The organism is Rossellomorea oryzaecorticis (assembly GCF_045897515.1).
Taxonomy (GTDB): domain Bacteria; phylum Bacillota; class Bacilli; order Bacillales; family Bacillaceae_B; genus Rossellomorea; species Rossellomorea enclensis.
The window spans coordinates 184,435-206,655 of sequence record NZ_JBJOSA010000002.1 but is presented as its reverse complement, the minus strand read 5'-3'; the positions used below and the strand labels follow the sequence as shown (position 1 = coordinate 206,655).

General features: G+C 45.8%; 17 protein-coding genes. 1 reads left to right on the top strand and 16 read right to left on the bottom strand.

Annotated elements, in window-relative coordinates:
• Nucleotides 1–12: 12 nt before the first annotated feature.
• The 7 genes from priA to ACKA06_RS03150 form a co-directional block, all read right to left on the bottom strand.
• Nucleotides 13–2,439 carry a primosomal protein N' gene (priA, locus tag ACKA06_RS03180; protein WP_032088887.1) on the bottom strand — a complete coding sequence of 809 codons (2,427 nt, stop codon included), beginning with the start codon at nucleotides 2,437–2,439 and terminating at the stop codon, nucleotides 13–15.
• Entirely contained in the window at nucleotides 2,423–3,646 is a 1,224-nt protein-coding gene (coaBC, locus tag ACKA06_RS03175) for a bifunctional phosphopantothenoylcysteine decarboxylase/phosphopantothenate--cysteine ligase CoaBC (RefSeq protein WP_197670753.1), read from the bottom strand. Before coaBC ends, priA begins: the two co-directional genes overlap by 17 nt.
• A 138-nt stretch (nucleotides 3,647–3,784) precedes the next feature.
• Nucleotides 3,785–4,006, bottom strand: coding sequence for a DNA-directed RNA polymerase subunit omega (gene rpoZ, locus ACKA06_RS03170; protein WP_032088888.1), 222 nt, complete (start codon nucleotides 4,004–4,006; stop codon nucleotides 3,785–3,787).
• Entirely contained in the window at nucleotides 4,007–4,621 is a 615-nt protein-coding gene (gene gmk / locus ACKA06_RS03165) for a guanylate kinase (RefSeq protein ID WP_032088889.1), read from the bottom strand.
• Complete coding sequence (gene remA / locus ACKA06_RS03160; RefSeq protein ID WP_032088890.1) at nucleotides 4,622–4,894, bottom strand: extracellular matrix/biofilm regulator RemA; 273 nt, start codon at nucleotides 4,892–4,894, stop codon at nucleotides 4,622–4,624. It abuts the gene before it with no gap.
• 56 nt (nucleotides 4,895–4,950) lie between these two features.
• Nucleotides 4,951–5,826: a YicC/YloC family endoribonuclease gene (locus tag ACKA06_RS03155; RefSeq protein WP_032088891.1), complete on the bottom strand. Its 876-nt coding sequence runs from the start codon at nucleotides 5,824–5,826 to the stop codon at nucleotides 4,951–4,953.
• A 168-nt stretch (nucleotides 5,827–5,994) separates the two neighbouring features.
• On the bottom strand, nucleotides 5,995–8,673 hold the full coding sequence (locus tag ACKA06_RS03150) for a cation-translocating P-type ATPase (RefSeq protein ID WP_032088892.1): 2,679 nt from the start codon (nucleotides 8,671–8,673) through the stop codon (nucleotides 5,995–5,997).
• A gap of 764 nt (nucleotides 8,674–9,437) precedes the next feature.
• On the opposite strand from ACKA06_RS03150, the gene ACKA06_RS03145 reads away from it, so the two are divergent.
• Nucleotides 9,438–11,141, top strand: a complete 1,704-nt coding sequence (locus tag ACKA06_RS03145; protein WP_411158998.1) for an Rqc2 family fibronectin-binding protein — start codon at nucleotides 9,438–9,440, stop codon at nucleotides 11,139–11,141.
• Between the two features lie 47 nt (nucleotides 11,142–11,188).
• Here ACKA06_RS03145 and pyrE read toward each other — a convergent pair whose 3' ends face one another.
• The 9 genes from pyrE to ACKA06_RS03100 all read right to left on the bottom strand — a co-directional run bounded on the left by pyrE (nucleotide 11,189) and on the right by ACKA06_RS03100 (nucleotide 22,148).
• Nucleotides 11,189–11,812 carry an orotate phosphoribosyltransferase gene (gene pyrE / locus ACKA06_RS03140; protein ID WP_032088894.1) on the bottom strand — a complete coding sequence of 208 codons (624 nt, stop codon included), beginning with the start codon at nucleotides 11,810–11,812 and terminating at the stop codon, nucleotides 11,189–11,191.
• Nucleotides 11,809–12,519, bottom strand: a complete 711-nt coding sequence (gene pyrF, locus ACKA06_RS03135) for an orotidine-5'-phosphate decarboxylase (protein WP_214873996.1) — start codon at nucleotides 12,517–12,519, stop codon at nucleotides 11,809–11,811. The genes pyrE and pyrF overlap by 4 nt, the downstream gene beginning before the upstream one ends.
• Entirely contained in the window at nucleotides 12,491–13,432 is a 942-nt protein-coding gene (locus ACKA06_RS03130) for a dihydroorotate dehydrogenase (protein WP_214873994.1), read from the bottom strand. The genes pyrF and ACKA06_RS03130 overlap by 29 nt, the downstream gene beginning before the upstream one ends.
• Complete coding sequence (locus ACKA06_RS03125; protein WP_032088906.1) at nucleotides 13,429–14,205, bottom strand: dihydroorotate dehydrogenase electron transfer subunit; 777 nt, start codon at nucleotides 14,203–14,205, stop codon at nucleotides 13,429–13,431. The genes ACKA06_RS03130 and ACKA06_RS03125 overlap by 4 nt, the downstream gene beginning before the upstream one ends.
• Nucleotides 14,202–17,414, bottom strand: coding sequence for a carbamoyl-phosphate synthase large subunit (gene carB / locus ACKA06_RS03120; RefSeq protein ID WP_214873992.1), 3,213 nt, complete (start codon nucleotides 17,412–17,414; stop codon nucleotides 14,202–14,204). The genes ACKA06_RS03125 and carB overlap by 4 nt, the downstream gene beginning before the upstream one ends.
• Nucleotides 17,407–18,498, bottom strand: a complete 1,092-nt coding sequence (locus ACKA06_RS03115) for a carbamoyl phosphate synthase small subunit (protein WP_098151216.1) — start codon at nucleotides 18,496–18,498, stop codon at nucleotides 17,407–17,409. Before ACKA06_RS03115 ends, carB begins: the two co-directional genes overlap by 8 nt.
• Nucleotides 18,495–19,781 carry a dihydroorotase gene (locus tag ACKA06_RS03110; RefSeq protein WP_214873990.1) on the bottom strand — a complete coding sequence of 429 codons (1,287 nt, stop codon included), beginning with the start codon at nucleotides 19,779–19,781 and terminating at the stop codon, nucleotides 18,495–18,497. The genes ACKA06_RS03115 and ACKA06_RS03110 overlap by 4 nt, the downstream gene beginning before the upstream one ends.
• A gap of 15 nt (nucleotides 19,782–19,796) precedes the next feature.
• On the bottom strand, nucleotides 19,797–20,672 hold the full coding sequence (locus tag ACKA06_RS03105; RefSeq protein WP_058298373.1) for an aspartate carbamoyltransferase catalytic subunit: 876 nt from the start codon (nucleotides 20,670–20,672) through the stop codon (nucleotides 19,797–19,799).
• Nucleotides 20,673–20,816: 144 nt separating this feature from the next.
• The gene (locus ACKA06_RS03100; RefSeq protein ID WP_032088910.1) at nucleotides 20,817–22,148 is read right to left on the bottom strand and encodes a uracil-xanthine permease family protein; all 1,332 of its coding nucleotides are present in this window, start codon (nucleotides 22,146–22,148) and stop codon (nucleotides 20,817–20,819) included.
• Nucleotides 22,149–22,221: the final 73 nt, after the last annotated feature.

Genomic DNA, 22,221 nt, shown 5'->3' with positions numbered 1-22,221 from the left:
TTCTATAGTACTTTACATCATCATATAGGGGTTTACATCAATTGAAATCGTCAAACCTCCGGATGCATATTGCTGCTGAAATTGATCCAGCACTGTTTTTAATGTGGGAGTGAGATTCGGTTCCCGCTTGTATTTTATCAAACATTGGTAACGATATCTATTTTTTATCCGGGGAATCGGAGACGCTGCAGGACCAAGGATGATCGTGGACTCGGACAGCCTCGACCGGACAAAAGCGGATAATTTCTCCGCGATTGCAACGACTTTCATCAAATCCTCATGACTCATTGTAATCATGGTAATGTAATAGAAAGGCGGGTATGCTCCCATTTTCCTCATCGCCATCTCCTGCAAATAAAACCGGTCATAATCATGCTCTGCCGCCAACTCGATCGAGTAATGCTCGGGAGTATAGGTTTGGACCACCACTTCCCCCGGCAGTGTGTGCCTGCCGGCTCGTCCGCTAACCTGGGTCAGGAGTTGAAAGGTCTTTTCTGCTGCACGGAAATCAGGTAAATGAAGCATCGTATCGGCACTGAGGACACCGACCAAAGTGATATTCGGAAAATCAAGACCTTTGGCGATCATTTGAGTGCCAAGAAGGATATCTGCCTTCCCTTCCCCGAATGCGGTAAGAAGTTTCTCGTGCGATCCCTTCCTGCTGGTCGTGTCGACATCCATCCGGATGATCCTTGCCCCCGGAAGAAGTTTAGTAAGCTCCTCTTCCACTTTTTGTGTCCCGGTTCCAAAATAGCGGATATGTTCACTGGTGCATTCCGGACAAGTATTTGGCACAGCTTCTTCGTATCCGCAATAGTGGCACTTCATCCCATTTGAAAAGCGATGGTACGTCAGTGAAATATCACAATTCGGGCATTGGACGACAAAACCGCAGTCCCTGCACATAATAAATGATGAATGGCCTCTCCTGTTTAAGAAAAGTACAGTCTGTTCCCCTTTCTCGAGGCGCGTCTGAAGCTTATCAAACAATTCCTGCGAGAACATGGAACGATTTCCATTTCTCAATTCTTCCCTCATGTCAACGACCGATACATGGGGCAGATCCCCATCATTCATCCGCTTACTTAATGTCAACAACTGATAAACCCCTTTTGAAGCACGTGCAAACGTCTCCAGAGAAGGAGTGGCGCTGCCCAGGATTACCGGGCATTTATGGGTCTCAGCCCTCTGCACCGCCACATCCCTGGCATGATAGCGAGGGTTTTCTTCCTGCTTGTAGCTTGTCTCGTGTTCTTCATCAATGATGATGATCCCGATATTTTCAAAAGGGGCAAAGATAGCCGATCGTGCCCCCACCACGACTTTCACTTCTTTTCTCTGGATCTTTCTCCATTCATCATATTTCTCCCCTACCGATAAGCCGCTGTGAAGGACGGCAACATCGTCACCGAATCTTCCTTTGAAACGATGGACCATTTGAGGGGTAAGGGAAATCTCGGGCACAAGAACAATCGCTTCTTTTCCTTCTTCCAATACCCTCTGGATGGATTGAAGATAAATTTCTGTCTTTCCGCTTCCTGTCACTCCATAAAGAAGAAACGTCCGATGAAGGTTTTGATCGATCACGTCCACAATCGGTTTAATTGCTTGGGACTGCTGCTCCGTCAGAGGCAATGGCGAGGTCTGTTCAAATAACCTGTCTTCAAATGGATCACGATATACTTCTTCCTCTTTTTCCACCAGCAAACCTTTATTTACAAGCGTTTTAATAGTGGAGGCTGTCGTCCCGGCATCTTCAATGACTTGTTTAACAAGCAAAGGCGCACCTTCATTTGACGCATCGGAAACGTAACGCAGGACTTCTTTTTGTTTGCTGGCTTGGGGAGGCAGGCTTTCAAGAATCCCTTCAAGCTGACCCCTGTTGAAAGCCGGCAGTATTTTTCTTACCGTTTTTTTCTTTCCCCGGGCTTTGACTTTATAAATGACATCAACTTTTCCTTGTTTCACCTGTTTTTGGATGAGGGGAAGAATCCCCGCCTCCTGGGCCGCCTTCCATGAGATTTCACTGTTTTTCCTAAATAAATCCGGCAAGGGGTCAGGCAGTTCTTCCAATCTGGTCATCTCTTCCAACCTGAAAAACTTTTCATATTTTGCTTTCATGGCTGCAGGCAGCATTGCTTGAAACGCAGATATTTTAAAGCATAAGGTTTTATCAGTGAGCCAGTTTCCCAACGATAAAAGCTCTTCGTTCAGTACCGGGACGAGATCCATTGGTTCAGAGATTGCTTTAAGCTTGGAAACCTCACTTTTTTCTTTCAGTTCCATCACAAAGCCCTGAATCTTCCTCGGTCCGAATGGGACGACGACTCTCATACCAGGTAAAATGCTTCCCAGCCATTCTTCAGGTACAAGATAGTCGTAAGCACGGTCCGTCTGCATGGCCGGAACATCGACTATGACACTAGCTACGTTCTTCATGCTGACCCCTCATTTGGTGAACGGCTGCCTTAAAGATTTCCTTTGCAGCCTCCTGTTTTGAAAGCAGCGGCAAATGACGGACAGAATCCGCCGTGATGATGGATACTTTATTCGTATCCGTTCCAAAGCCTGACCCTGCTTCTTTCACGTTATTAGCGACAATCATATCCGCATTCTTTTTATGCAGTTTCGCTTTGGCATATTCTTCTACATTTGTTGTTTCCGCTGCGAACCCGATCAAGAATTGACCGTCTTTACGTTCGCCAAGACTTTTAAGAATATCCTTGGTCCGTTCAAATTCAAGAACCAGACTGCCTTCTTGCTTCTTTAATTTTTCATCGAGGATCTCTTTTGGCCGATAATCAGCAACTGCGGCACTCTTGACCACGATATCCGCTTGATTGAATCCGGAATGGACCGCCTCATACATTTCCTCTGCAGAATTCACTTGAATAAAATGGGCTCCTCTTGGCGGGGATAAATCAGTGGGACCGGAAATCAGTGTCACATCCCCTCCGAGCTGCAAAGCGGCTTCAGCCAATGCATAGCCCATCTTTCCCGTTGAGCGGTTGGTGAAGAAGCGGACGGGGTCCACCATTTCCCTTGTCGGGCCGGCAGTAATCACAATGCGTTTCCCTTCAAGCAGCCTTTGCTCCGTCATCTTTTCCATAAAGTGGTCTTGGATGAGTTCAACGATCCTTTCGGGTTCCTCCAGTCTTCCTTTCCCGACATACCCGCAGGCTAAATAACCTTCGCCGGGTTCTATGAAACGGCACCCGTCATCATACAGCCTCTGGATATTCCTCTGGACCGCGGGATGGTCATACATATGTACGTTCATTGCCGGTGCCACCCAGACAGGTGAAGTCGTGGCGAGCAGGGTTGTCGAAATCATATCATCGGCAATGCCATTAGCCAGCTTTCCTATGATATTCGCAGTCGCCGGGGCAACAAGAATCAAATCAGGCCAATCTGCCAAATCGATATGTGCTATTTTAGAAGAATCCTTTTCGTCAAATGTGTCCCAGTAGACATCCTGTCTGGAAAGTGCCTGAAACGTAAGAGGAGTGACAAATTTCTGTGCGGATTCTGTCATGAGGACTCTAACTTCCGCACCGCTTTGCACAAGCTTACTTGTCAGAGCAGCGGCTTTATATACGGCGATTCCACCGGTTACACATAATAATATTTTTTTCCCCTGATTCATCGAACTTCCCCCAGTTCCTTTATACTTCCTTTTATTATGAAGGATTTTGAGTAAAAAAGAAAATAGGGCTGTCCCGAAAAGATTCATAAAATCTTCCGGGTCAACCCTCTGATTTTTCATAAAGTCGAATTGTCTTTTTTACTCATCAGAGTAAACAGCTTTTTCGTCTCTTTCTTTCATGGATAATTGACCAGCATGTATCTCTTCAAGTGCTTTTCCAACAAATTTTTGAGAAGAATACTTTTCAAGGCGGAAATCACCGGTATCCTGAAGATTTCTTGCCCGCTTAGCAGCGACACTTACTAAAGAATATTTGGAATCGATTTTTTTCATCAATGAATCAATGGATGGATATAACATCTATTCAACCTCCAGCATTTTAATATATCTTTGTTGAACTCTTTCCCGTTTGCAGTGCTCAGCCTGCACGATCGAGTTAATTTTTTCAACAGCGTTTTCGATTTTGTCATTTTCGACGATATAATCATATAAATTCATCATTTCAATTTCTTTCCTGGCGGTATTCAATCTGCCCTGGATGACTTCATTTGTTTCAGTGCCTCTTGTCACAAGGCGGTTCTGAAGTTCGGAAAGGCTTGGAGGGGCAAGGAAAATGAACAAACCTTCCGGAAATTTATCCCGTACCTGCTGTGCTCCCTGCACTTCGATTTCAAGGAATACATCCCTGCCATTGTTGATCGTTTCACGTACATAGTCGACAGGCGTGCCATAATAATTCCCTACAAATTCTGCGTATTCAAGAAGCTTTCCCTGTTCGATCAGCGCCTCAAACTCTTCCCTGGATTTAAAGAAATAATCAATCCCGTCCACTTCCCCTTCCCGCGGCTTACGGGTCGTCATTGAAATGGAATATTCAAATTTCGTATCTTCCTGGGAAAAAATCGCTTTACGCACTGTCCCTTTGCCGACTCCGGATGGACCGGAAAGTACGATCAGCAATCCTTTTTCATTCATTTATTTACCCTGCCCTTCTTCTTGCAAATCATCTTTATCCGTTAAGCGGTGAGCAACGGTCTCCGGTTGAACAGCCGATAAAATCACATGGTCGCTGTCTGTGATGATGACTGCCCTCGTTCTCCTTCCGTATGTAGCATCCACTAAAGTACCCCGGTCCCTTGCATCTTGAATCAGACGCTTGATCGGCGCAGATTCTGGACTGACAATCGAGATGATCCGGTTAGCTGATACAATATTTCCAAATCCTATATTGATGAGCTTAATAGACATGACGCTCCTCCTAATCAATAGCTTAGTTTCTCCGTATGGACGGTAAACTAAACTTCTTATTCAACATTTTGTACTTGTTCCCGAAGCTTTTCAAGCGTGGACTTCAACTCTACCACCAATGCTGTGATACTGGAATCATTCGACTTGGAACCAATGGTGTTCACTTCCCTGTTCATTTCCTGAATTAAGAAATCCAATTTTCGGCCAATGGGTTCATTCAGACCCATAGTAGAACGGAAATAAAGGATATGGCTTTTCAAGCGGGTCAATTCTTCCGTGATATCGGATTTGTCCGCCATGATGGCCACCTCATTCATCAAACGGCTTTCATCGATGGCACCTTCACTGTATTCCATCATTTTCTTTTCAAGTCTGTCCCTGTATTCCGTGATGACACGCGGTGATATAATGCTGAGTTCGGAAACTTTTTGTTCAAATTGATTCAAGTGAAGGTGGAAATCCACTTCAAGGGCCTCTCCTTCCTTCAATCTCATTTCCCTTAATTCCTTTGCAGCCAATTGCACTGCATTCAATACCATTTGTTCAAGTTCTTCGTTTTCTTCTTCCATTTCTTCAATCGTAATGAACTCTTCCCGTGATAATATCTGATCCAGTTCCACTTCACCCTTCAAGGAGAAGCGGTCTTTGACTTCATGTACTAACTGATAATAATCTTGAATGAGTTTCCAGTCAATACGCAGATTCCTATGTACAAGACCTTCACCGGAAATGGTGATGAAAATATCCACCTTCCCTCTCTTGATGAATCCTGAAATCTGTTTCTTGATTTTTTCTTCAAGCTTAATCAGCTGCCTCGGCAGCCTGATCGTACATTCATGAAACCGGTGGTTCACCGATTTCATTTCGACTGTTACAGTATGTAGTCCAGAATTCAGATTGCTTCTTCCAAAGCCTGTCATGCTGACAACCATTACGCTCACTTCCAATCTTTATGTGTATTAGTGTATGTAATGTTGTTCGATATGTATAAAAACTCCCGGCTTTCTTTCTTGGCGGGAATCAAAATGAACAGTCGGAATATATGAAAAAAGGTAATAGAGGACAAAACTCTATTACCTTTTGGATTATACCACATTCCACTATTTTTTTCTTGCAAAAAATGACCCTGCCAGCAAAAACGTCGGTACTGAGCTCAAACCGATGATTAGCATCCAGTCCTTCAGCTGGATCGGGACTGTATGGAAAATCGGCTGCAGGGACGGGATATATATGACCAGCAGCATCAAAACAAGTGATGAAAGGACCGCCCAGACCAGATACATATTGCCGAATGGATTCCTTGAGAATACAGAAACTTCACTGCGGCAGTCGAATACATGAATCAATTGAGCCATTACCAGTGTCGCAAAAGCGACCGTTTGGGCATATGCAAGATGATCAGGATGCGCCTTATAAGCAAGCATGAACGCGAAGAGCGTGACCAGGCCGATGAGGAACCCCCTTGAAACGACTTTCCATCCCAGGCCTCTGGCAAAAACGCCTTCATTCATATTCCTTGGCTTTCTCTTCATGACATCATCTTCCGGCTTATCAAGTCCGAGTGCCATTGCCGGGAGTCCGTCAGTGACAAGATTGACCCATAAAATTTGAATCGGTACGAGCGGAAGCGGCAAAGCAAGCAGCATGGCAAACAGCATGACGAGGATTTCGCCTACATTGGATGCCAGTAGGTACCTGATGAATTTCCGGATATTTTCATAGATATTCCGCCCTTCCTGAATGGCGGATTTTATCGTGGCAAAATTATCGTCGAGAAGGACGAGTGAAGAGGATTCCTTTGCCACATCGGTCCCTGTAATCCCCATGGCCACTCCTATATCAGCAGATTTAATGGCAGGGGCATCATTTACACCATCCCCGGTCATCGCCACCACATGCCCCCTGTTTTGCAAGGCTTTCACAATCTTCAATTTATGTTCCGGTGATACTCGCGCAAATACAGAGACATCTTCAACCACTTCCTGAAGTTCTTCCACATCCATTTCATTCAGGGCTTTACCATCGAGGACTTTATCATTCTTTTTTAAAATCCCTAACTGTGCGGCTATGGCTTTTGCCGTCAAGACATGATCTCCAGTAATCATCACGGTCTTGATCCCGGCAGCCTTACATTCCCTGACTGCTTGTTTCACTTCAGGCCTTGGCGGATCGATCATGCCTTGAAGCCCGATGAAAGTAAATCCTTCTTCCACGTCTTTTTCATCTAACGTTTCAGCCTTTATACCATTTAATGGTTTATAGGCAATCGCGATGTTTCTAAGAGCGTTCGATGACATTTCGCCGATAGCCGACTCTACCTCTTTAAACAATTCAACTGTTTTCATTTGAAGCCTGTTATCCCAGAGAATGGACTCGCTCTTGGCAGCAAGCACATCGGGGGCTCCTTTTGTTACCGAAAATTGTTTTCCGTTTTGATCGATTACAATGACACTCATCATCTTCCTCGTAGAATCGAACGGAAACTCTTTTATAATTTTAAATTTTTGCAGCAGGAGGTCCCTGTTTAATCCCGCCTTTAATCCGGCGACCAGAAGGGCTCCCTCAGTGGGATCACCATCCACCATGAAACTGTCATCCCTGGTGACCAGTTCGGCGTGATTACAGAGCATCCCGAATGTCAGCAATTGATTGAGAGCTTTCTGGTTGTTAGGCGAGACCCTTTCCTCGCCGCTGTAAAACTGCCCGTCCGGTTCGTACCCTGTCCCGGTTACAGACCAGGTCTTTCCTCCGCTCCACAGATGGGTGACGGTCATCTTATTCTGAGTAAGGGTCCCTGTCTTGTCTGAACAGATGACAGAAGCACATCCGAGAGTTTCTACAGCCGGAAGTTTTCTGACGATTGCCTTCTTTTTGATCATTCTCTGTACACCTAGAGACAGCGCGACTGTCACGATTGCAGGAAGGCCTTCAGGTATGGCCGCAACAGCAAGAGACACACCTGCAAGGAACATCGTATAAATATCATGCCCCTGGATCACCCCTGCCCCTACAACCAGAGCGGTAAGAATCAAAGCGACTGTAATGAGGATTTTCCCTAATTCCTCTAGTCTCCGCTGCAAAGGCGTGACCATAGATTCCGCTTTTTGAAGCATATCCGCAATCTGTCCCATTGCCGTTTTCATTCCGATTGCCGTGACAACACCTGTACCGTTCCCCCTTGTAACCATCGTCCCCATGAAAGCCATATTTTCCAAATCCCCGAGGCTGACATGATCCCCTGTAACAGGATTTATCGATTTCGCAACAGGCACAGATTCACCCGTCAATGCAGATTCCTCAATTTCAAGGTTATTGGCATTGATCAGGCGTACATCCGCTCCTATTCTATCTCCGCTCGCGAAGCGGATGATATCTCCCACGGTCACTTCTCTGGAAAGGATTTTCATCCAGCTTCCATCACGGAGTACGTTCACTTGAGGAGCCGACAGCTCTCTGAGTGCCTGAAGCGACTTTTCAGCTTTTCGTTCCTGGAAGAAACCGAGGAAACCGTTGATAAGCACAATGGCAATGATAGCGACCGCATCAATATATTCTCCCAATAATCCAGAAATGAGAGTGGCTGCGAGTAATACAAGCACCATGAAATCTTTAAATTGGCTGAAGAACAATAATAAATTTGATTGTTTTTCTGCTTCTTCAAGCTGATTGTAGCCGAATTGTTTCCTTCTTAGAGATACGTCTTCTTCTGACAAGCCATTGGTATAGTTGGTGTTTAGTGACTTTTCTATATCTTCCTGTCTCATCTCATGATATTTCATTCAACCAATTCACTCTCCTCCTACGATAACGAAAAGTTGTTCTTCTCTTAGCATTCTTATTCAGACTCGTCCTAAAAAATGATATGATTTAATTATGAATTTTAAGCTAGTCCTGGTTAATCACTTATTATTAAGCAAGTTCCTGAATACCGCTGTTGGTTTCCGTGAAAGACTTCGCTTTCCGCGGGCGGGCGGTGAGCCTCCTCGTCGCTGCGCTCCTGCGGGGTCTCACCTGTCCCGCTTTTCCCGCAGGAGTCTGCGTCTTTCACTCCAACCAACAGCTGGTGACGTCCCTAAATCATCAATTAGGTTTAATAAGCAATCAAAGTAGACCCATAAGCAGTACATGTTTTATCGAATCAGATAAAACTGAAATCTTAATAGAGGATTTTGTGTTATTAAACTCATTGAAAATAAAGAGTGGTTGGAGAGCAGAAGGCACTTGACTCCGACGGGAATTAGAGGAAAGGTCGGGACTTGTCCAGTTCCGGTGGCTAGAGGCTTGAGAGCATAAGTCAAACAGGCTAAAAAGGAAAAGATCGCCTTTCCGGATTGTTCGTCTTATGCTTGTCACCTTTGAACTAGCCGCTTGCGCATTTCTTCCCGGAGGCGGAACGCCGAGGAAGCTCGACTTCCTCCCGTGGAATTTTGTGCCTTTAGCGGAAATAAATAGGCAATGATAATTTTCCATTAAAGAAGATAAATCTATAAGTAAATTATTAAGAGAATATATAAAATACGTTATTTTAAAGAGGATGTTGGTTATGTCATTTGATGGATTGTTTACTAGAGCTATGACGAAGGAATTGAAGCATGAGGTGATGAATGGGAGGATCAATAAGGTTCATCAGCCTTATAAGAATGAGATCATCATGATCGTGCGGGCGAACGGCAAGAATCATAAGCTTCTCTTATCCGCCCACCCGAGTTATTCAAGGGTTCAGATTACGAAAGAAGAATACGAGAACCCGTCGGTCCCTCCTATGTTCTGTATGCTTCTTCGCAAGCATTTGGAAGGGTACATCATTGAAGATATCAAACAATCGGGGCTGGATCGGATGATCGTTTTTGAGGTAAAAGGAAGAAATGAAATAGGAGATGTCTCTTATAAACAGCTGATCATTGAAATAATGGGCAGGCACAGTAATATCATATTAGTCAATAAAGGAAGAAATATGATCCTGGACAGCATCAAGCATATTTCTCCCAGCATGAATACACACCGGACCGTTTTACCGGGCCATGAGTATGTCATGCCGCCGCAGCAGGACAAAAGAAACCCGCTGGAAGCGACAAGTGAAGATGTACTGAGGGCCCTCGACTTCAATGCCGGGAAGCTGGATAAACAAATCGTTCAATCATTCGCCGGTATCTCTCCGTTGTTTGCCAAAGAAGTGACCCACCATGCCGGCCTTGGTAAACAGTCTGAAATCGCCCGGTCCTTCCTTGATTTAGTAAAGAAGTCCAAAGAAAATCAAGTGTCCCCCACTCTCATCATGGGGGAGAAAGAAATATTCTACTGGACAAGCCTTGAACATGTGGAAGGAGAAAAGCTTGCTTTTCCTTCATTAAGTGAATTACTGGATCGATTCTTCTATCAAAAAGCGGCAAGGGACCGCGTGAAACAGCAAGGAAACGACCTGGAGCGGTTTATCAGGAATGAACGGGATAAAAACGTAAATAAAATCGAAAAGCTGAAGCAAACGTTGAAAGATGCCGAACAGGCTGACCGCTTTCAATTATTAGGCGAACTTCTTACTTCAAATCTGTATGCAGTGGAAAGAGGTATGACTGAAGTCAGTGTCGTCAATTACTATGACGAGGACGGGGGAAGCATCACCATCCCTCTTAATCCCCAGAAATCTCCTTCTGAAAATGCTCAGCTTTATTTTTCCCGTTATCAAAAGGCCAAAAATGCGGTTGAAATTGTGAATGAGCAGATTGAAAAAGCAAAAGAAGAAATCATTTATTTGGAGAGGCTGCTTCAGCAGCTTGAATCAGCATCCACAAAGGACGTGGAGGAAATACGGGAAGAGTTAGAGGAAGAAGGCTACCTGAGAGCCCGTAAACAGACGAAAAAGAAGAAAACAAATGGGAAGCCTGTACTTGAAAGCTATACTTCAAGTGACGGAACTCAAATCTTGGTAGGAAAAAACAACAAGCAAAATGATTATTTAACAAATAAAGCGGCAGGCAGGGATGACATCTGGCTGCACACCAAAGATATACCGGGGTCTCATGTGGTGATTAAAAGTAACGACCCATCCGAACAAACCATTAAAGAAGCAGCAAATATCGCTGCATATTTCAGCAAAGCACGTGAATCGAGTTCAGTTCCAGTCGATTTCACCGCTGTCAGACAAGTTAAGAAGCCAAAAGGAGCAAAGCCCGGGTTTGTCATTTATGAAGGGCAGCAGACGGTTTATGTTACTCCTGACTTGGACCTTGTACGTTCTTTAAAGGATTGATAAAAAAAGCACTTTTACCGTTTTCCTGGTAAAAGTGCTTTTTCGGGTTAATTCCCCCATGCTTCGGGATTATCTTTCCAAGCATTCAATTTTTCCAGCTCTTCTTCCCTGATGATTGAACGCTCTAGTGCCACTTGGAGTAAACTGGAGTAATCCGATAATGCATGAACATTGATGTTATGTTCTTCGAGCATTGCTTTGCCTTTTTCAAGTTCATAAGTGAAGATGGCAGCAACCCCCAATACTTCACACCCAGCTTCCCTTAATGCTTCAACTGCTGTGATGCAGCTTCCGCCTGTTGATATCAGATCCTCTACCACCACTACTTTTTGGCCGGCAGCGACTTTACCCTCAATTTGATTTCCTTTTCCATGTGCCTTTGCTTTGGATCGGACATAACACATCGGAAGGTTCAGTTTTTCACTTACCCAGGCTGCATGCGGAATCCCTGCTGTAGCTGTACCGGCTATCACTTCTGCTTCGGGAAAGCGTTCTTTTATCATCTCTGAAAGTCCGCTCGAAATTTCATTTCTCACCGATGGATAGGACATGGTTAAACGGTTATCACAATAAATCGGCGACTTAATCCCCGATGACCATGTAAAAGGCTCTGCAGGATTTAAAAAGACAGCTTCGATGTCTAATAGTTTATTGGCAATTTCTATTTTCATTTCAAGCCCTCCCATTCTTTTACAACTTGTTCATAAGCGAGTTGTGGATTTTCTGCTTTGGTGATGCTTCTTCCTACTACGATTAATGAAGACCCCATTTCCCTCGCTTTTTCAGGGGTTGTAATTCTTTGCTGATCCCCCTTATCATCGTCAGATAGTCTGATCCCCGGGGTGACCCTCAAAAAATCCTCCCCGTAATGTTCCCTGATCAGCATTGCTTCATGAGGTGAACATACCACTCCATCGAGCCCTGACTGTTTTGCGAGACTCGCATAATGCAAGACTGAATCATTGATTGATCGAGCAATCAGTTGTTCATCCCTCATCTGCTTTTCAGAGGTGGATGTTAATTGGGTCACTGCAATCAGTTTTGTAGGATTTTGATTGGCCGGTCTCCCAGTATGAAGGCCTTCCAAAGCCTTTTCCATCATAGCTGTGCCCCCCGCGGCATGCACATTGAGCAGTTCCAGGTCATATTGGGCTAGACCCTTCATTGCCCCATAAACAGTGTTGGGGATATCGTGGAGTTTCAAATCAAGGAATATACGGTGATTATCCTTCAATAGCTTTTCGATGATGCTTGGCCCGTTTTGAAGATATAATTCCATACCAACTTTCACATTCAAACTCTCATCGAATAATTCCAGAAATGAAGACGTATCTTCCCACGTCGGAAAATCAAGAGCTATAAATGGTTTTTGATTCATGCTTACCCCAGCTCCTCCCAATTAGTTCGGAAATTTGATCCACCCCAAGTTCATCAAGTAAGGCAGGCAGTTCGTTAATGATCCGCTGACATACAAAAGGATCGACGAAGTTAGCTGTCCCGACTGCCACTGCACTCGCACCTGCATAAAAATATTCAATGACGTCTTCGGCTGTCTGAATGCCGCCCATCCCTATAATCGGAAGGTCGACTGCCTGGCTTACTTCATAGATCATCCTGATGGCAACAGGCTTGATCGCAGGTCCGGATAAACCGCCTGTTTTATTAGCCAGTACAGGCTTGGCCGTTTTGATATCCAGTCTCATTCCAAGGAGAGTATTGATCATCGTCAAACCGTCCGCACCGCCTGCCTCAACCGCCTTGGCCATTTCAACAATATTGGAGACATTCGGTGAAAGCTTTACATATAGCGGGACCTCCGACACCTCTTTGACTCTTTTCGTCAGTTCCTTTGCCACTTCCGGAATGGTCCCGAATGCGATTCCGCCCGTTTTAACATTCGGGCATGATATGTTCAGTTCCAGTGCTTTTACATTTGATGCTGTTGAGATTTCCTTTGCGACTTCAACATAATCTTCCATTTTTGAACCGGCCACATTGGCAATGATGGGGACATCAAACTGGGAGAGCCATGGAAGTTCATTGTCCATAACCCCCTTAAGCCCCGGGTTTTGAAGCCCGATGGCATTTAACATCCCCCCGTTTGTTTCCGCTACACGAGGAGTGGGGTTCCCGAAGCGCGGTTCTTCGGTGGTCGCCTTTATCATGATTGCGCCAAGTTCACTTAAATCATAGAATTGACTGTATTCGCGTCCAAACCCAAAACAGCCTGAAGCCGGCATGACCGGATTTTTCAGCGATAATCCTGGTAATTCAATTTCCAACCTTCTCATAATTGCACCACCCCTGCCGGAAATACTGGGCCGTCACTGCATACTTTCACATAACTATAACCATCCGGATCGTCCTGTTTATGACATACGCATGCAAAACATGCTCCGATTCCGCAGCCCATTCTCTCCTCTAAAGAAATGAAACCGCTTTTCATCTCTAATCTGGATTGTAAGGCTTTTAGCATCGGTGTCGGACCGCAAGAAAAATACTCATCAAAACCGGGTGCTTCCTTCTGAATGACATCGGTGACAAACCCTTTTGTCCCGAGTGATCCATCCACTGTGGCAATAAACGTTTCTCCCAGTTCCTCAAATCGTTCTTTATAAAAGCTGACAGACCGGTCTTGAAAGCCCAGGATATGTTTTACTTCCCAGCCTTTAGCGATTAAACTTTTGGAAAGACCGTATAGGGGAGGAACACCGATTCCCCCGCCTACCAATAATGCGGTCTTGCTTTCCCCCTCTTCCACAGTGAATCCATTTCCAAGAGGCCCCAGGATATCAACTGTTTCCCCTATATCGACGAGGGAAAGAAGCTTCGTCCCCTTGCCTTCAGCACGGTAAATCAACGTCATGCTTTGCTCTTCTTGATTATGAGCTGCAATGGAGATCGGCCTCCTTAACAATGGGTCGATCCCGGTCCCGACTTTCACATGGACAAACTGTCCAGGGGCCTTTATTTGATTCACCAATTCCCCATGGAGGACTAATTCAAAGATATTTTTTGCAATCTTTTCATGGGAAACCACCTTCATCTGGTCGTTTACGATCATTGATGAACCGCCTTTCTTTTTTCCGGCGAGGCTTCCAGTGCCTCTGCCGAGAAGGTCATGGATTCGATCACCCGCAAGATCGCTTCTGCGGTATCTAAAGAAGTAAGACATGGCACTCCATTTTCCACTGATTCTCTTCTGATCCTGAAACCGTCCCTGGCCGGCTGCTTTCCTTTAGTAAGGGTGTTGATGACAAGCTGCGTCTCTCCGCTTTGAATGATGTCAAGCAATGTCGGCCCCTCAGAACCGATCTTATCGACTTCTTTGACACCGATACCTGCTTTCATCAAATACTGAGCCGTTCCCTTCGTGGCAAGGATTTGATAGCCTATATTCACGAAGCGTTTAGCCAATAACACCGCTTCTTCCTTGTCTTTATCCGCCACTGTCATCAGGACGGATCCGTGCTCCTTCATTTCCATCCCGGCAGCGACCATTCCTTTGTACAGTGCTTTCTCTAAAGTAGAATCTTTCCCCATGACTTCCCCGGTGGATTTCATTTCAGGGCCCAGCGTGATATCCACTCTTCTCAGCTTTGCAAAAGAGAATACCGGGACTTTTACATATACTCCCTGTTTTTCAGGTATAAGCCCTGATTCATACCCCTGCTCTTTCAAAGATATTCCGAGGATTGATTTCGTCGCCATATTGGCCATCGGCACATTTGTGATCTTACTGATGAATGGCACCGTTCTGCTTGAGCGAGGATTCACTTCCAGAACAAAGATCTCACCTTTTGATATGACATATTGAATGTTAAGCAGGCCGACAATATTCAACCCCTTTGCGAGGCGGGTAGTGTAGTCCACTAATGTTTCTTTTTGTTCCTGCGTCAACTGCTGCGGAGGGTACACTGCGATGGAATCCCCTGAATGGACGCCTGCCCGTTCGATGTGCTCCATGATTCCAGGGACAACGACATCAACGCCGTCTGAAATTGCATCGACTTCAATCTCTTTTCCGATCAGGTATCTGTCGATCAGTACAGGGTGCTGCGGATTTACCTTTACTGCGTTTTTCATATAGTGAAGGAGTTCTTCTCTCCTATATACAATCTCCATGGCCCTTCCGCCGAGTACATATGATGGTCTGACCAGTACCGGGTATCCGATGGATTCTGCAATTTCAAGTGCTCCTTCTACAGAAACCGCGGTTTTCCCTTCTGGCTGGGGAATCCCTAATTGGTTAAGTGTATGTTCGAATTTGTCGCGATTTTCGGCACGGTCGAGATCCTCAAGTGAAGTCCCCAGAATAGTGACTCCCCTTCTCACCAACTCCTCTGCCAGGTTAATCGCCGTCTGTCCTCCAAATTGGACCACAACTCCTTTAGGTTTCTCTAGATCAATGATGTGCATCACATCCTCAACCGTAAGCGGCTCAAAGTATAACTTATCTGAAATACTGAAATCTGTTGAGACCGTTTCAGGGTTGTTGTTTACGATGATCGCTTCATATCCTGCTTCTTTGATCGCCCAGACAGAATGGACTGTTGCGTAATCAAATTCCACACCCTGACCGATTCGGATCGGTCCGGAGCCCAGAACAATGACACTTTCTCTTTCAGTGACTTTCGATTCGTTTTCATCCTCGTACGTCCCATAGAAGTATGGTGTTTCAGATTCAAACTCGGCTGCACAGGTATCGACCATCTTGTATACCGGGAGAAGGCTGTTTTCTTTTCTCCACTGATAGACTTCATTTTCCTTACAGTCCCAAAGTTTTGCGACAGTAATGTCAGAGAAGCCCATACGTTTTGCTTTTTCAGCAAGTTCCACGTTAAACGGATGGTCCCTTAATTCTCTTTCAAACTCTACAATTCTATTCATCTTATATAAGAAGAAAAGGTCAATCTTACTCCACTCGTGAATGGTTTCTATATTCACTCCTCTTCTGAGTGCTTCCCCTACATAGAAGAGACGTTCATCACCAGCTTTGCGGATCCTTTTCTCAATCCATTGATCGGTCATTTGCTCCGCATCGCTTAACTCCATGTGATACGTATTGCTTTCTAATGAGCGGATGGCCTTTAACAGTGATTCCTCAAATGTTCTGCCGATTGCCATCACCTCACCGGTTGCTTTCATCTGGGTGCCGAGATTCCGTTTGGCTGCTTCAAACTTGTCAAATGGCCAGCGCGGAATCTTTGTCACCACATAATCAAGTGCCGGTTCAAAGGCGGCGTATGTTTTTCCAGTGACCGGATTCATCATTTCATCCAACGTAAGACCTACTGCGATCTTCGCTGCCAGCTTGGCAATCGGATAGCCGGTTGCTTTTGAAGCAAGTGCCGAAGAACGGCTCACCCTCGGATTCACTTCGATGATGTAATACTGGAAACTGTCGGGATCCAGTGCGAGCTGAACGTTGCAGCCTCCTTCTATCCCCAGTTCTCGGATAATCTTCAGGCTTGTGTTCCTGAGCATTTGATATTCCCTGTCACTTAAGGTCTGACTCGGCGCCACCACGATTGAATCCCCTGTGTGGATTCCAACAGGATCGATGTTTTCCATATTACACACAACAATCGCATTATCGGCTCCGTCCCTCATAACCTCGTACTCTATTTCTTTAAATCCTGCAATACTTTTCTCAAGCAGACATTGTGTCACAGGGCTGTATTTCAACCCGGAGCTTACGATTTCAATCAGTTCTTCTTCATTATGGCAGATCCCGCCTCCTGTCCCTCCAAGTGTGTATGCAGGCCTTACGATGACCGGGAATCCCACCCCATCGACAAAGTGAAACGCTTCTTCCACACTGCGGATGATTTCGCTCTCCGGTACCGGCTCATTGAGCTCATTCATCAGATTCCTGAATAGATCACGATCTTCCGCTTTTTCAATGGCAGATAATTTCGTTCCGAGAATTTCGACTCCGCATTCGTCTAATACTCCTGATTTTGAAAGCTCAACAGCCAGATTCAAGCCGGTCTGCCCACCGAGCGTCGGAAGGACCGCATCCGGACGTTCTTTGCGTATGATCCTGCTCACGAAATCGAGTGTCAGAGGCTCAATATAGACTTTGTCAGCCATTTCAGCGTCTGTCATGATTGTTGCCGGGTTGGAGTTGACCAATATGACCCGGTAACCTTCTTCCCTAAGGGCGATACAGGCCTGTGTCCCCGCATAGTCGAATTCTGCCGCCTGTCCTATGATGATTGGTCCGCTTCCGATTACTAAAATACTTTTAATGTCTGTACGTTTAGGCATGTTGAAGCTCCTTTCTTTTTTCATCTTCCATTAATTTCATGAAATCATCGAATAGATAGTTGGAATCCTCCGGCCCCGGTGAGGCTTCTGGATGATATTGCACCGTGAACGCAGGGTAATCCAAATGTTTCAAGCCTTCCACCGTACCATCATTGATGGCAATATGAGTGACTTCGATCCTCGTACCAGCGAGTGATTTCTCATCCACAGAATAACCGTGGTTTTGCGAAGTCAATGCCACTTTCCCGGTTTTCAAGTCTTTGACAGGGTGGTTGCCCCCGCGGTGTCCGAACTTCATCTTGAAAGAATCCCCGCCGCAAGCCAGTGCGAATAACTGGTGTCCCAGGCAGATTCCAAAGAGCGGGATCTCCCCTAGCAGCGATTTGATTGTTTCAATTGCCTGGGGGACATCTTTCGGATCTCCCGGCCCGTTCGACAGCATGATGCCGTCCGGCTGCAGCCTGCGGATTTCTTCTGCTGAAGTATCGTAAGGGACCACAATGACGTCACAATCACGTTTATTGAGTTCCCTCAGTATTCCGTGCTTCATGCCGAAATCCATCAGGACGACCCTGAACCCTCTTCCCGGGCTTGCATAAGCCGTTTGAGTCGAAACCTGCTCTACTTGGTCTCTTCTTAATGGAGTCCGATGCAGTTTTTCAAGCATTTCCTCTGTATCCATTTCTGCTGAACATAGGATCCCCTTCATTGCCCCATGCTTTCTGATGATACGTGTCAGTTTCCTCGTATCTATTTCTGCAAGCCCCGGGATCCCTTTCACTTTCAACAGCTCATCAAGTGTTGATTCGTTTCTCCAGTTCGAAGCGAAGTCAGCCTCTTCCCTTACGATGAATGCTTTGATGGCAGGGGTGATCGATTCAAAGTCGTCCCTGTTGATGCCGTAGTTTCCAACCAGGGGATATGTTAACGTTACAAGCTGCCCGCAATAGGAGGGGTCTGAGAGAATTTCCTGATAGCCGGTCATACTTGTATTAAATACAACCTCTCCGATTGTTTCTTCATTCGCTCCAAAGCCTTCTCCAATGAATACTGTTCCATCGTCTAATATGAGTTTTCTTTTCATTCTTCATTTCCTCCTTTTTCCCATACAAGTGATCCTTGATAAAATGTAGCTGCAGGCCAACCTTTGCATTCCCAGCCTTTGAAAGGTGTATTTTTTCCCTTTGATAAAAATTGATCGGGATCCACTGTTTTCTTTTCTGATAAGTTAACGAGGGTGAAATCCGCTTCCCCTCCGACTTCCAGGCGTCCGAATGGAAGATCGAATGCCTTGCTTGGTTTGACAGTCATCCAATCGATTAACTGCTTCAGAGTGAAAATTCCCTTATCGACAAAGTTTGTATATAGAAGCGGAAAGGCAGTTTCAAGTCCTGTAATCCCAAATGGCGCCAGCTGCATTCCCTCTGATTTTTCAGCTTTCGTATGCGGTGCATGGTCAGTCGCGATGAAATCAATCGTTCCATCCAATAAACCTTCAATCAACGCTTCTTGATCTTCTTTGCTTCGAAGCGGTGGATTCATCTTAAAATTCGGATCCAGACCCGGTATATCATCTTCACAAAGAAGAAGATGGTGGGGTGTTACTTCAGCAGTGACATTGATGCCGGCCCTTTTGGCATCCCTCACTACCCTTACCGATTCTTTTGTTGAGATATGACATACATGATAATGAACACCTGCCGCTTCAGCCAGCAGCACATCCCGTGCAATATGTACGGCTTCGCATACAGAGGGGATTCCAGCGATTTCATGTTTCCGTGAAAATTTGCCTTGGTGCACCGCTCCCTTGTTGATGAGGGTGTTCTCTTCACAGTGTGCGACAATTGAGGCCCCGATGCCTGCTGCCTGTTTCATCGCTTCAAGCATCATTCCTGCAGACTGGACGCCAACACCGTCATCCGTGAAGGCAAATCCCCCTTTCTCTTTCAGTGTTTTAAAGTCATTCAGCTTCTTGCCCGCCTGCCTTTCAGTGATTGCAGCGTATGGGAGGACACGTATGCTGGCAGTTTCAGTAATCTTTTCATTCAGGGCTGCAAGTGTTTCTTCCGAGTCAGGTACAGGTCTCGTATTAGGCATGGCCGCAATCGTTGTGAATCCCCCTCTTGCAGCAGCTGCAGTCCCGGTTTTGATTGTTTCTTTATGTTCTCCTCCGGGCTCTCTCAAGTGAACATGAAGGTCGACAAAGCCAGGGGAAATCAATAATCCTTCAGCTTCGAATTCCTCGTGATCACCGCTTGCAAGCTCCGGACCCATTTCGGTAATTTTATTTCCTTGTACCTTTAAATCAATTTGTACCATTTCTCCATTTTCATTGATGATATTTGCATTCCGTATGATCCAGTTCATCTGCCATTCCCCCTATTAGTTGTTTAGCGCTCTTTTTAAAACAGCCATCCTTACGAATACTCCATTTTCCATTTGCTTGAATATCCTTGAATTCTCGCATTCCACCAAAGAATCATCTATTTCGACCCCCCTGTTGACTGGGGCGGGATGAAGAATGATTCCCCTATCTTTCATCCTTTGTTTTCTACTGACAGTCAGTCCGAAGCTTTCATGATATTCTTCCTTTGTCAGGGCAGATGTGCTGCCGTGGCGTTCATGCTGAATCCTTAGAAGCATCACTGCATCTGAAGTCGCAATACTTTCATCCACTGTCATATACCGGTTCTGATATTCGGGCGGAAACCATTCACGGGGACCCGAGAATACGACTTCCGCTCCCAATTTTGACAGTGCCTCTGCATTTGAGCGCGCCACCCTGCTGTGTGCTATATCACCAATGATCGCCACTTGCAGATTTTCAAATCCCCCGAATTCCTGGCGTATCGTCAGAAGATCCAATAAGCATTGTGTAGGATGATTTCCGCAGCCGTCGCCGCCGTTGATCACGCTGATCTTTAAGCCTGCGAGTTCATCAAAATAGCGATCCAGCGAATGCCGGATGACAACCGTTTCCACCCCGATCGATTCAAGGGTCCGGACGGTGTCGTATAGTGATTCTCCTTTTTGGACACTCGAGGTGTGTGCCTCGAAAGGGATGACCCCCAGCCCCAGTTTCCTTTCCGCCATTTCAAAACTGCATTTAGTCCGCGTACTTGCTTCAAAAAAAAGGTTGGCCACATATTTATCCGCTCCTTTGTTCCAAGCCTCTCCGTTTTTAAATCGTTCAGCCTGATCAAGGATTTCAATGATTTCGTCTTTTGTTAATTCGTTCATTGTCAATAAACTCTTCACGATGGACCCTCCTAAAAAAACCACCCTGTCAGGGTTCGACAGGGTGGTTTTGAACATACGTACATGGCGACAAGGGGTACACTGCTCCCCTGTCCCGTTCAATTTCACCCTTGTAGACTCTCTGGACTAACTTAAAAGGTGTTTCTATGCGACTTCACTTTTTGAAGATTGTTCTTCTTCGAATAAATTTTGGTTTCCTTCACTTTCTTCTCTTCCCGGTAAGACCAGGTTCAATACTACTCCGACAATCGCGGCCAGTGCCATTCCCGATAGTGAAACTTCATCGCTCACTTTTACGAACGCTCCGCCGACACCGATGACAAGAATGACTGAAGAAATCACCAAGTTGCGTTTGTTCCCAAGGTCCACTTTGTTGTCGATCAGCATCCGGAGCCCGCTGGAGGCGATGATTCCGAAAAGAAGGATGGAGACACCGCCCATTACTGCTGATGGAATAGAGCCGATCAGTGCCGTGATTTTTCCGATGAAGCCGAATGTGACTGCAAGCACCGCGGCGCCGGCGATGACGAATACGCTGTAAACCCGTGTTATTGCCAGGACTCCGATGTTTTCCCCATAAGTAGTATTAGGAGGTCCTCCGAGCATGGATGCAATCACAGTTGCAACCCCGTCTCCGAGAATCGAGCGGTGCAGTCCCGGCTTTTCGATAAAGTTCCTGCCTACCACTTTGCTCAATACCATCTGGTCACCCGTATGCTCCGCGAGCGTTACTAAGGCGACAGGTACCATGATGGAGACGATTTCCCAAGAAAAGCTTGGCGTGTAGTCAACAAACGGGATGAAGAAATCCGGCATCTGAAAGAATGGAGCGTCGATGACTTTTTGGAAGTCAACCAGCCCGGCGAATACCGCTATGATGTAGCCTCCTACAATCCCTGCAAGAATCGGGACCATTCCGAGGAAACCTTTGAAATATATCGAGCAGATGATGGTGATCGCGAGCGTGGCCAGCGCGACCATGAAGTGCGTATTGCTGTATACCAGATTCTCTGCACCCGGGTTCTTATACATCGCCATGTCTACTGCAGTACCTGCAAGACCAAGACCGATGACCATGATTACAGGGCCTACCACAATCGGCGGCAGAATCCTGGTCAGCCATTTTAATCCCAGTTTTGAAATAAGAAGTGCCACGATTCCGTAGACAATCCCTGCCAGGAAGCTTCCCATCATGGCAGCCTGGGGCCCGCCAAGACTTTTCGCTGCAAGGATCGGTGCGATGAAGGCGAAGGATGATCCAAGGTAAGCCGGGATTCTCCCTTTTGTGATGAGCAGGTATGCCAATGTTCCCAACCCGCTTGATATCAGGGCAACACCCGGGCTCAATCCTACGAGGAAAGGAACCAGGACCGTTGCTCCGAACATGGCAAAAAGATGCTGTATGCTTAGTGTCAGCCATTTCCCAGGATTCGGTCTTTCTTCTACATCAAGTACTATTTTTTGATTTTCGTTCATTACTTGTTCCTCCCTTGAATCTGTTTGCTTTTTTTCATAAAAAAACCCTATTTGTCCTGTAAGAGGGTACAAA